8 protein-coding genes are annotated in these 11973 nt (G+C 45.7%); 5 read left to right on the top strand and 3 right to left on the bottom strand.

Annotated elements, in window-relative coordinates:
* The first annotated feature begins 501 nt into the window (after positions 1 to 501).
* Positions 502 to 3210, top strand: a complete 2709-nt coding sequence (gene malT, locus L1D15_RS06070; RefSeq protein ID WP_239875007.1) for an HTH-type transcriptional regulator MalT — start codon at positions 502 to 504, stop codon at positions 3208 to 3210.
* A gap of 53 nt (positions 3211 to 3263) precedes the next feature.
* On the opposite strand, the gene L1D15_RS06075 is transcribed toward malT, so the two are convergent.
* A complete protein-coding gene (locus L1D15_RS06075; RefSeq protein WP_239875008.1) occupies positions 3264 to 4187 on the bottom strand; it encodes a LysR family transcriptional regulator in 924 nt (307 codons plus the stop codon).
* Positions 4188 to 4202: 15 nt separating this feature from the next.
* Entirely contained in the window at positions 4203 to 4694 is a 492-nt protein-coding gene (locus L1D15_RS06080; RefSeq protein WP_239875009.1) for a GNAT family N-acetyltransferase, read from the bottom strand.
* Between the two features lie 322 nt (positions 4695 to 5016).
* Between L1D15_RS06080 and L1D15_RS06085 the strand changes: the two genes are divergently transcribed.
* Positions 5017 to 7893, top strand: a complete 2877-nt coding sequence (locus L1D15_RS06085; protein ID WP_239875010.1) for an alkaline phosphatase family protein — start codon at positions 5017 to 5019, stop codon at positions 7891 to 7893.
* Positions 7894 to 7959: 66 nt separating this feature from the next.
* On the opposite strand, the gene L1D15_RS06090 is transcribed toward L1D15_RS06085, so the two are convergent.
* Positions 7960 to 8316 (bottom strand): YibL family ribosome-associated protein, encoded by a 357-nt coding sequence (locus tag L1D15_RS06090; RefSeq protein WP_006961819.1) that lies wholly within the window; start codon positions 8314 to 8316, stop codon positions 7960 to 7962.
* A gap of 272 nt (positions 8317 to 8588) precedes the next feature.
* Between L1D15_RS06090 and L1D15_RS06095 the strand changes: the two genes are divergently transcribed.
* The 3 genes from L1D15_RS06095 (at position 8589) to L1D15_RS06105 (ending at position 11694) form a co-directional block, all read left to right on the top strand.
* The gene (locus L1D15_RS06095) at positions 8589 to 9374 is read left to right on the top strand and encodes a DUF4344 domain-containing metallopeptidase (protein ID WP_239869586.1); all 786 of its coding nucleotides are present in this window, start codon (positions 8589 to 8591) and stop codon (positions 9372 to 9374) included.
* 38 nt (positions 9375 to 9412) lie between these two features.
* Entirely contained in the window at positions 9413 to 9799 is a 387-nt protein-coding gene (locus L1D15_RS06100; RefSeq protein WP_239835791.1) for a DCC1-like thiol-disulfide oxidoreductase family protein, read from the top strand.
* 233 nt (positions 9800 to 10032) lie between these two features.
* Entirely contained in the window at positions 10033 to 11694 is a 1662-nt protein-coding gene (locus L1D15_RS06105) for a methyl-accepting chemotaxis protein (RefSeq protein WP_239869584.1), read from the top strand.
* Positions 11695 to 11973: the final 279 nt, after the last annotated feature.

An 11973-nucleotide genomic window follows, 5' to 3' on the forward strand; every position in this document is an offset into this window, starting at 1 on the left:
GACAACCAAAACATCCTCCTATATCGACAGCTCATTAGGAGGAGGATGCAGGGCGTAGAGGGCGTATGACCAGAAGCTCCGTGATCTAACTCCCAAATCAATTGGGCTCAAACCTTCGCTCTGGTGATAAAGATCACACCATCAACGAAATTCACCTTAGCCTTGGTGTATGAACCTTAGGTGTCCATATTCTCAATAATTTGAACAATATGCTCACCTGATCACATATTGAGCGGAAGATTTACGCAACTTTCATTGTTTTTGGTGCGGTAGGAGCGATAACTCTCACTTATAAAATCAACATAAAGTGACAAACATCACAAATATAGGGCGTAGAGGCAGGCAAAGTGTGAAATACGCGAAAATCTGGTGGTTGATCAATAACTGTCGCTATTGTTCTCAAGTAACATCCCTGTCATTAGGTCTGATTGACTAAGTTTTAATCAACATACTCCGAATAAAGATTGGTATTTGTGAGTATTTCAGAACAGGGAAAAGAAGATGTGGATTCCTTCGAAATTAACCCGTCCAGGGCGTTTACACAACGCAATTGTCCGCCCAAGAGTTCTCGATTTATTACAGCAAGCCCCCTGCTATAAACTCATTCTTTTCCGTTCGCCCGCAGGGTATGGCAAAACAACCATGGCATCACAGTGGTTAGCCGACAAAACCAACACGGGCTGGTACAGTATAGATGAGAGTGACAACGACTCATTCCGCTTTATCAACTATCTGATCCAAGCATTGAACAAGGCCACGCACAACGCTTGTCCGAATTCTCAGAAACTGGCTGAAAAGCGCCAGTTTTCTTCTCTTCACTCACTATTTAGTGAAGTGTTCGCTGAAATCGCCAATTTTCACCAAGAGTGCTATCTGGTCTTGGATGATTACCACCTTATCTCTAATGATGACATCCATGAAGCGATCCGTTTTTTCCTCAAGCACATGCCGGATAACCTGACGCTAGTCGTCACCAGTCGCGCAACACCACCGTTAGGGACTGCAAACCTGCGTGTTCGCGACCTCATGATCGAGATTGGCGATGACCTTTTGGCATTTGATACCGAAGAAACCACTCGCTTTTTTAATCAACGAGTGGCTGATGGCATTGACGACGCGACTGCCGACAATTTACGAAATTATGTAGAAGGTTGGCCGTCAGCGCTGCAATTAATCGCACTGCAGGCGCAGCATCAACACAAAACCTTAGCTCAGTCTGCTGAATCCTTTTCCCAATTTAATCACGCTCACCTGTGGGACTATCTGGTTGAAGAAGTGTTCGATCTCTTAGATACAGAAACACGTTTATTTCTACTGCAATGTTCTGTACTTGATCACTTTAATGATGCTCTGGTATCGACTTTGACCAAACGTGATGACGCTCTCAGCATGATTGAGTCACTCAACCGCTACGGCTTATTTATCCACCCACTTGAAGGCGAACAAAACTGGTATCGCTTCCACAACTTGTTTGCTGAATTTCTAGCTCATGAGCGCTCTGCTCGTATACCTCAGCAAGAGCAAGAACTGCATCAGACTGCGGCTCAAGCATGGTTAAAGCTTTCTTCTCCTCACCAAGCACTTCGTCATGCTCAAAAAGCAGGAAACCGCCAATTAACTGCCGACATCTTGAGCCAATATGGCTGGAAAATGTTCAACAGCGGCGAGCTTCAAACTGTAGAAAAAGCGATTAACACCCTCGCCCCTGAGCAACTCTATAGTGAACCGAAATTGTGCATGTTGCAGGCCTGGTTAGCGCAAAGTCAGCACAGGTATAACGATGTTGGTGACCTGCTATCCAAAGCGGATGAGCAAATGAAAGCCTTCAACGTCACATTAAGCACCAAAGAGCAGGGCGAGTTTAACGCCTTACGTGCTCAGGTCGCGATTAACCAGAACGAACCCGAAAAGGCACTGGAGCTGGCTGAACTGTCTCTTGGACAGCTCGACAGCACAGTGTATCGCAGTCGCATTGTCGCAACGTCCGTTGTTGGTGAAGTGAACCACGTGTTAGGCCATCTGAGTCGCGCACTGCCTATGATGCAGCAAACCGAAAAACTAGCTCGCCAGTATCAGGTTTACCATCAAGCGTTATGGGCGATGCTTCAGCAAAGTGAAATTCTCATTGCTCAGGGCTATGTACAGGCTGCCTTTGAAGTACAGGAAAACGCCTTCAAGCTAATCGAGGAGCAGCAACTGCAGCAAGTTCCAATGCATGAGTTCCTGCTACGTATTCGTGCACAGATTTTCTGGTGTTGGAATCGTCTCGACGAAGCCGAGGAATGCGCATATAAAGGCTTAGATGTACTGGGTAATCACAGTCCAAGTAAGCACTTACATAGCTACTCTATGCTGGCGCGCATCGCTATTGGGCGTGGTGAGTTGGATAAAGCCAACAAGTTCATTGAGCAAATTGTTCACCTGCTGAAGCAGTCCACCTACCATGTTGACTGGACGGCGAACGCTTCGTTGTCTTTGATTCTGTTCTGGCAGGCACGAGGTGATATGGAAGCCATTCAACATTGGCTGGAAACCACACCTCGCCCAGAGAAAGCGTGTAACCACTTTACTCAATTGCAGTGGCGTAACATCTCTCGTGCACAGATCAATCTGGGTATGTTTGATGAAGCGGCTGAAACGCTTAAATTCCTTCAAGAGCAAGCGAATCACAACAGTCTGGTCACGGACAATAACCGCAACCTGATTGTTGAAGCTGTACTGGCGACCACACAGCAAGATGAAGAGCGCGCTAAGTTACTGCTCAAACAAGCACTGGAACTGACGAATCAGACGGGTATTTTGGGCAACTTCCTCGTTGAAGGCGGCAAGATCGGTCATATTCTCGAAAAGCTGGTCAACAAAAATGAGTTGGGTGATCTTGAACGCCATCGCGCTCAGCAGTTGCTCAAAGATATCTCGACAACTCAGCGTAGCCGCTCGGTTCACTTTGATGAAGAATTTGTTGAAAAGCTGGTTAACCACCCGAATATTCCTGAGCTGGTTCGCACCAGTCCACTAACTCAACGTGAATGGCAGGTACTTGGCCTAATCTATTCTGGCTTTAGTAACGAGCAAATTGCTCAGGAGTTGGATGTAGCGGGCACCACAATCAAAACTCATATTCGTAACCTGTACCAGAAACTCAATATCGCGAATCGAAAAGAGGCGATAAAAACAGCAGAAAACCTTCTGCAATTAATGGGTTACTGATACTAGTACTAGGCCCTCAATCTCAGCAAAAAGCCCTGACTATCAGGGCTTTTTTACATCTGCTCAACGCCAACAACGTGCATCAGCTTCAAATGCCGCTGTAATGCCGCAAAGCTCTGCTCCCGAAACCATCGATGGGCAGGATCTTTTTGATGCCGACTGTGCCACAGCAGATAGTAGCTATGCTTGGGCAAATCAAAGGGCAATGGTTTTACAACGTAGTCAAAACGATTAGAAAAATAGCCCGCCAAATGCAAAGGCGCGGTAACCAGTGCGTTACTCTGACAGACTAATTCCATTGCCGCAGTGAACGATGGCACTCTGGCGATCACCTTACGCTGAACCCTGCGATGTTCAAACTGCTCGCCCACATACTGACGCATCTCTCGCATACCATGCACCATCACATGGGAAGCACTAAAATAATCATCCATTTCAAGGCTAGCGTCAGCCAATGAATGATTACCAGACATCAGTACTACATATTCATCTTCAAGCAATTTTTTGCCGTAGATATTCTCAGGAAAGTAGTCGAGTGTGGTCGCCAGTACATCAATCGGGCTGTCACCCAGAACGCTGACATGCTGATCTTGCCACAGCTCTCCATTTACCCCTGCGTTTGGGGCCAATCTAAGCAGTTCAGCAGACACCAGAGGCACACTCGATTCAGACAAAAATGCCGTGTAGGCCAGTCTGAACTCTCTTTGACAAGCATGAGGCAAAAATGCTTCCACCGCATAAAGCTCATCCAATGACCCAATCAACTCAGGCAGTTGAGCGAGTAACTGCTGGCCTCTGGCACTGACTACAAACTGTTTGCCTTCCCGAATCAAAATCGGGTCATCAAAGGCCGTTCTTATCTGACTCAAGGTTCGGCTCATCGCTGACTGAGTGACGTTGAGCTGCAGTGCAGCCTCGGTCAAGCTACGAGTTTGGAGCAGCACCAACAATGGGCGTAGCAGTTTGTAGTTATTCATATTACCTTCTTAGAATCACAAAGACTTAAGCATCCATACATCGCAGCCGTTGTGCAAAGTACCCTCAAGAGGTGCAGTGAGATGCTCGAATCCCAAGCTTTCGTAGAGTCTCACCGCCGCAGACATATTGGACAAAGTGTCCAGATAACAACGTTCAAAACCCTGTTGCTTAGCAAAGTCTAAACAGGCCAACGACAAGGTTTTTCCCAAGCCAAGCCCTCTACTCTCTTTAAGTAAAAAGAGCTTCTTCAATTCACACGTTTGCTCATTTTGCCCAAAAGGCGCAACACCACAACCGCCAACCACCTTGTCGTCTAAGAGCGCAACCAAGTACAAGCTACGGTTCTGCTCGTGATAATGCTGACTCATATTGTCGACCTCAGCATCAGACGGCCCAAACCCTTCTCCCACAGCACCATACTCTTTGCCGACCTGCTTGATTATCTGGCAGATCGCTGCGTCGTGTTGCGCTGTGATAGGCACTATACGAAGGTTTTCTTGGCTCATAGTCATCTCTCTTCAATATCATCTTGGACAGCTGCTAAGGTAAAGCCAATCAAGAATGAATTAAAATCACTTTAAGTCATACTAATCATGATAAAAAGTCATCATTTAAAGTTTAGTACTCCCTTCTCATCTCTTAGGGTTTACATTGTAAATTCATCTGAATTACATTTTCTCACTAGGATTAAATACCTGACAGATACGACAACTGGAACCAAGTCACATTCTGACGCTATAAACTCAAAGCTTTGGTCAGCCTATTCTTGCACTCTCCCATAAGCCTGCCAGAATGAAAATCATCAGTATAATGAATGAGATATAAACAATGGTTTGGTTGAGAAAACGGCTTCTTCCTGCTGCAATTGTGGCAGCCCTTACCCCTATGAGCTCGGCTTACGCCGATATCGGCGATACCCCAGTGATCGGTGGGCTATTTAACTCAACAGAAGTACTGAAAAATCAAATCACCTCTTCATTGTCCTACTCGACGCGCTTTGCTCGTGATACGACTCTGTTTACCATTGGCGGACTGACTCTAGAAACCTACCTACTGACATTGCCACTTGATGCAAGAACGAAAGGTCGAGTCATGGCACAGATCGCTGATCCGACTTATTCCATTCCTCTCGGCTATTTTCTTTATCAGTTCTACGATCGCTACACAGGAATCAGTAGTGATGATGAATTTAAAGCCTACCTGCAAACTGTGTATGACAAACAAGCTCTGAAAGGCTTTGAGCACTCGCTCTTTGCTCTAGAGGAAAAGGCCAAAAAAGAGCCTAAACAACACGCTAAAGACCAGGCTCACCACGAAGGCATCCAAATTAATGGTCAGTTTATGGCGGCCATGGTGACCGTATATGACGCTTTGGTTCAGATTGGCGAATGGCAAGATATGGATCGGCTGCCTGAGCAATACACATATCTAACCAAGTCACCAGAAGATTTGGCATTGGTCGCCAAGATTCAACCAATCGTGGTTGGCATCATGCAACAAGCCGCTTCAGGAATGGAAGAAGGCGACATGAAACAAGCCATACTCGGCATTGTGGCCGATGGTGCAGCAGGCAGAGCCAGCCAACCGAATAACAAAGCGCAAGCGTTAACCATTACCTTAATTGATTTTGTGCGTCTCAATGTGCTGAAAGCCTATCGCCAATTTATCTACCAGGATGAGAGACAAGAACGTCTTAATGAGTGGCTGCAAAACGCGTTTGACGATCACCCTCAACAAGCAATTGAGTTTCTCGAGTCACAGCAGAACCGCCGCTTTGCTGTTCAGGTAACGGTCGACGGGTTGCAACAAGGGTTAATCGAAGGATTGGTTGATCCAGATAAACCTTTTCTTTCCCACGCTTACCAGCAACATACTAAGAGTACTGAGTTCGGCAGCCCTGTCGCAACAAGCAGCCCAGAGCACGTTCAATCCATGCGTTTTCTTCAGGTTCTATCAGAACAAACGTATCGTGATCCATATTACTTACCGTTCTTCAAACGACTTTATCAAAACCATACCGACTCCATTGCTCGGGTAGGTATCTCTTCCACACCGACGATTAGCGTAAGAAACCTGCCTATCATCAAAACAGGGGCAAAAGTCTCTGGCGAACAAGGAACAGGAATCCCGAATTTCCACTTTGTCGACCGAAACGAAGACAGAGCCTATTACTTCTTTGGTAATGATGCCCTTCAACTTGATCGCTTAATGCAGGCCAATCAGGTTCAGACGATGTTTGATCGACTGGTTCACATGAAAACGCTTAACTGTAACGCCCAATATGACTGGAATGCTCACACCAGTTACGACGGTCTGGTTAACCTTGGTGCAGGCGAAGCACTACGTGACTTTGGTGAGAAACGTTGTTTGAGAGAGCTGAATGAAAGAGCTGAAGTGGAAAACGTGCTAACGAAGCAGCGTCAGTCCCTCATCGATAACATTCAAAGCTATCAAGAGATACCGCTATGGGACTTCTACACCAAGCTGACCCGAAAATGGAAAATTGAACAGGACATCGCTACTTATGCAGAGCTTGATGGGCAAGGGATGCCAGATTACGCTCTGATCTACAATCCGTGGCCGGATCATTTTGCCCACTTTGTTGGTCCTTTTAGCGATGAAATCATTATGCCAACAGGTGAACTCAACCGCCTCGATTACTGGATACGTCAAATTGAACAAGCGTACAAGGACGCCGGCATTTACCAGCAGACACTCTGGGGAATGGCGGGGGACCATGGTTTATCTCCGGTCTACTACACCTTAAATCCGGAGAAAGCGATCTTTGAGCCACTTTCGGAATCACTCGACTACCCTCTAGTGATCAAGAAAATCTCATCTGATGAAGGCGAAGGACCAAAGATCACCAATGCATTAAATTATCCGAGTAACCAAGGTGTTGATGTGGTGGTAGCCTCTACCGCTGGCGGTAACTTCATGATGGATATGTTTAATTCGCAATCGGGTTGGCAAACACAACCTGTCTATTCGGAGCTGACCAACTGGACACCGGTCAATGCACCACAAGGGGAAAAGCTGGACATCATTGCCGAGTCAGTAGAAAAGCTTTCAGATAGTCTCGACTACCTGGTCGTCAGAGAATCAACCTGCGATGAAACAGAGTGTCAGGTACGTTTGGTCGCTCAGCGTGACGGCAAACGAATCGATGAGCTCATCATCAAACAAGGAGAGCGCTATTTCTACAAAGCCAATAGCAAAACAGCGTTACTGGAAGTCAACAAACTCAACCCTTATCTGCCTTCACCAAATCAAGCAAAGCTTGAGACGTTTGCTCAGTTGGTCAATCAATGTGTCAACCGAGCAGGCATCGACAACCCACAAAGCTGGTGTGATGAAATGCAATGGCGCGAACTAACCCAATTTACGCCTAGGCCTGATTCCGTCGTACAACTCGCCAAGCTTTACGCCGAACCGCGAGCAGGTACAGTGAATTTATTCCCTCGAGAAGGGATTGGCTACAACACGAAAGTTCCGGGCCGTCACGCAGGCGAAAGCTATTTGGAGAAGGACGCCTTTATCGGATTTTGGGGCGCTCCAATTGGCAAACAAGCTACGCCACTGAGTAGTGAGGAGAACGGCTCTCTGGCTCCGACTCTGTATCAATACCTGACTGGAGATGACGTTAAAGCCGGAGAAAATGGTTGGGGATATCCATCATTGCTTAGCAAACTCGATATTCACTAAGCCTCCTTCACAACAGAAAGCAATAACAAAAAAGCGCCTTACGGCGCTTTTTCAGTTATCTGGAAATCAGAATTTTTTCGGTGCGTAACCAGTCATGACTTCAAGTCTCAGCTCTTTACCCAGCTTAGTCATTGGGTGAACCACGATTAGACCTTTGACTGACCTTTTCAGCTTACCCATGTCTGCTTGTTCTTCTTTAGTAATTGCACGTGAGAACGGCATGTCAATCAAGCTCTTACGCTCTTTGTTCATGTCGTATTTCTGTTTGCTTTTCATCACGTGAATTTTTTTGCTTAGCTTATCTGCTTCGTCAGTGAACTTAGTCACCATTTCCTGATCACCACGAGATTTCGCCGCATCCAGCTTACGCTGACACTTGTCCAGACGATTGTGAAGGTTTTGAAGTTCTTGCTTAGTGCTCATGGTATTGATCTCATTGAAACAGAAAAGGGCGGCGAGTGTAGCACAAGCTGACTCGCTGCCCTAATTTTAGTCGTTAGGAGAGTTTTTGGTCGTAATCTTTACTGACTTTCTGCAGTCACTCAAAATCAGTTTGAGTAAAATACCTCAATACTTCATTTAACGATCATTTTCATCGACAAGTCTCCTTTCGAAGCGCGATTCAACGCAAAGTAACGTTTTTTATGTCAATATTGAGTCAGCATATTAAATATACAGATAGATTGAGTTTGCCTATGTTTAAACACCTTTTCCCGCTGGCAATTGTTGCTATAACGACAGCGATCACGCCGGCGGCATATGCCGCTAAGAAGAACATTCAGATCCAATATCTGCCTCCCACTAACCAAGCCGAAGGGAAAATGAAAGCAGACCTTGAAGCAAACGGAGTCAACGATACCGTAATAGAGCTGTCAGATACGCTGTTTCCATTCAACAAGACGTTAACCATTCAATATGGTAGTAAAGATGGGCCACTTTATGATCCAGAGCAGCACACGGTGCATATGCCTTATCACTTCTATCAGGAAGCGCTGAATTACTTTATCAAGAACAAGTACGACGAAAAGTACGGTAAAGAGGCAAAATTTGGAGCGATGGACACGGTTTTGCATACTCTACTCCATGAGGCCGGGCACGCTTATATCTCCGATCAGAACATTCCTATTCTCGGTAAAGAAGAGGATGCCGTAGACAATTTTGCTGCGATTTTAATGATCGAATATTTAGACGGAGGTGATGAAGCCGCTATCAGCGCTGCCGATATGTTTGCTTTTGAGTCCGATGACAGGCCAGACTATTACGACTTTGGTGAATACATCGATGAACACAGTTTTGACTTGCAACGCTACTTCTCAACTTTATGTTTGGTTTACGGCAGTGATCCTGAAAAGCACAGCAACTTGCTCGATGAAGTAGAAAATGATTACTTGGCTGATCGAAAAGATTTTTGTGTTTTCCAGTACCAGTCGCTCAGCGATAACTGGCACACTTATCTAAAAGAGCCTGTGGCTGATCAATGAAGTCGCGTATACGTAGAAGATGGAAAAAGGATAAACCTATGACTCAACTTACAATTTTCTACGATGGTACCTGCCCACTGTGTGTGAAAGAAATGGAACGCCTTGCACACTACGACAACCAGCAGCATTTGATGCTGGTTGATATTCACTCCGACAACTTTCTACATTATCCAGATATTGACGCTCAACGTGCGGCTAAAATTCTTCACGCACTGGATAATAATGGAAGGCTATTGCTTGGCTTAGACGTAACTTATCGTGCATGGAAACTGGTTGGCAAAGGCTGGTTGTACGCACCATTGCGTTGGAGACTCATCCGTCCAGTTGCTGATTGGTGCTATATCAAATTTGCTGACAACCGATACACCATTTCTAAGTTGCTGACTGGAAAGCGGAAATGCGATTCCGGTCAATGTTTCAGATAAAACATAACGAATACCAAGCATTAAACACTAATTAACCTATCAAGATTCACAGTCCTGCGTCGATAAATTGGCTAGTCTTAAAGAATAAACGTTTGGGCGAATACGCTTCTTCTGCTTGTTAATAAGCGTGATTTAGCGTGTATAGCCCAAATTAATAACAACAGGCGTTTCATGCCAGATGCAGCTCTGACAATGTAAAAACGCCAAAGACCTTTCAGAGACAGGATGTTTGTATGAGTCTAACGATTAGAAGTCGCCTATATATTTTGGCGCTTGTTCCTTTACTGGTCATCGCAATAGGCATGCTTGGATTTACTTATGTAAAAACCAGTGAACTCAATGATCAGCAAATCGAAGTTACCCGCACCAACATGATGAACATGAAGAAAGCGGAACTGAGAAACTATCTCCAAATGGCGAAATCTGCCGTTCAACCTTTTCTCGACAGAGGTGCCAGCTTAGAAGAAGCGTACCCGACTCTAAAAACATTAGAATACGGTAAAACTGGCTATGTATTTGGTTATGACTCTAAAGGTATCCGTAGAGTACAAGGTCAAAGTTCTAAAGGTATTGGTGATAGCTTCTGGAACCTACAGGACAAACAAGGTAATTACCTAATTCAAGATCTCATCCGTAACGCTAAAACAGGTGAGTTTACCACTTACTACTTCCCTAAACCGGGAGAAACCGAAGCATTACCTAAGCTGAGTTACTCTATATTTATTCCTGAATGGGATTTGATGCTAGGTACAGGTTTCTATACCGACGACATCGATGCCATTGTGGCTGAAATGGAGAATGCGACCACGGAAGCGCTACAGGAAACCCTTTCTGCCATCATTTTGTTCTGTATCGTGATCGCGGGTATCGTTGCCGCCTTCGCCGTGGCCGTGAACCGAACCATCCTGAAACCACTAGAACTGTTCGATGCTTCGATCAGTTCTTTTGCCAGCGGAGACGCTGACCTCACCGCCCGCATGGAAGACTTCAAAGCACCAGAGTTTTCCCAGCTTAGTAACAACTTCAATGCATTTGTTGCCAGCTTACAAACCATCATTCGCAGCGTGAGTGATGTCGGTCAGCAAGTCGTTGCAGAAACAAGCAACATGTCTAGCCGGGCCGCTAAAGTGGACGAGTTAGCATCAGGCCAACGTGAAGAAACCGAGCAAGTCGCCACCGCAATGACTGAAATGACGACAACGGCATCCGAAATCTCAAACAATGCTAGCCAAGCGGCACACTCTGCTAAAGAGGCCGATGACAACGCGAAAGAAGCTCAGGGAATAGTGAACTCTGCCGCGCAATCTGTTGAAGCCCTTGCCGAAGAAGTATCTCAGGCGAATGGTGTCATTTCACGTCTTGAAGGCGATGTGCAGAATATTTCCTCATCTCTTGAGGTGATTCAAGATATTGCCGAGCAAACCAACCTATTGGCACTCAATGCTGCAATTGAAGCCGCACGTGCTGGTGAGCAAGGTCGTGGCTTTGCCGTCGTCGCTGATGAAGTGCGTAAGTTAGCCAGTCGTACCCAAGACAGTACTGGTGAGATCCACCAAATGATTGAGCAATTGAAAGCGGCATCAGATGACGCAGTCAGAGCGATGGAGTCAAGCCAGAAAAGAGGGGCAAGCACCGTTGAAGAAGCGAACGCTGCGGCACGAGCACTGGTTCAAATTCAGGAGTCCATTGGAACCATCATGGATATGAACTCTTTGATCGCAACCGCAACCGAAGAGCAAAGCTTGGTTGGTCAGGAAATTTCACAGCGCATAGTGGTGATTTCCGACCAGAGCTCACAATCGGCTGAACTGGCCAACGAAAACCGCTCAGGCAGCCAAGAGTTGAATCAACGCGCCAACGAACTGTACGAATTGGTAGACCGATTTAAGGTGTAACTCAACAAACTAATTGCTTTATCAAAGCCAGTAGGGCCATCCTGCTGGCTTTTTCTTTTTGTACCACTTTCTACCATAAAACATCCAATTACCTACGCCCTAATCCCACTCTTACCACGCGCTCACCCTTATCTATGCAAAATAAATCACTATTGCCTTAGCACGTAGATCCCACCTGATAGAGCAAAAGCTCTCATTTATGACTCCTATCCCACCATTCAAGAAATAGTAATAAGTCAATTTCAATAATTTTATAAACCACACGCAGATTTCTAGATT

Origin of the sequence: Vibrio sp. Isolate25, assembly GCF_022398025.1 — a bacterium.
Classification (GTDB): Bacteria; Pseudomonadota; Gammaproteobacteria; order Enterobacterales; family Vibrionaceae; genus Vibrio; species Vibrio coralliilyticus_A.

Coding starts and splice junctions, on each gene's coding strand:
- malT (WP_239875007.1), top strand. CDS start 502: ATGTGGATTCCTTCGAAATTAACCCGTCCAGGGCGTTTACACAACGCA.
- L1D15_RS06090 (WP_006961819.1), bottom strand. CDS start 8,316: ATGAGCACTAAGCAAGAACTTCAAAACCTTCACAATCGTCTGGACAAG.
- L1D15_RS06105 (WP_239869584.1), top strand. CDS start 10,033: ATGAGTCTAACGATTAGAAGTCGCCTATATATTTTGGCGCTTGTTCCT.
- L1D15_RS06075 (WP_239875008.1), bottom strand. CDS start 4,187: ATGAATAACTACAAACTGCTACGCCCATTGTTGGTGCTGCTCCAAACT.
- L1D15_RS06095 (WP_239869586.1), top strand. CDS start 8,589: ATGTTTAAACACCTTTTCCCGCTGGCAATTGTTGCTATAACGACAGCG.
- L1D15_RS06085 (WP_239875010.1), top strand. CDS start 5,017: ATGGTTTGGTTGAGAAAACGGCTTCTTCCTGCTGCAATTGTGGCAGCC.
- L1D15_RS06100 (WP_239835791.1), top strand. CDS start 9,413: ATGACTCAACTTACAATTTTCTACGATGGTACCTGCCCACTGTGTGTG.
- L1D15_RS06080 (WP_239875009.1), bottom strand. CDS start 4,694: ATGAGCCAAGAAAACCTTCGTATAGTGCCTATCACAGCGCAACACGAC.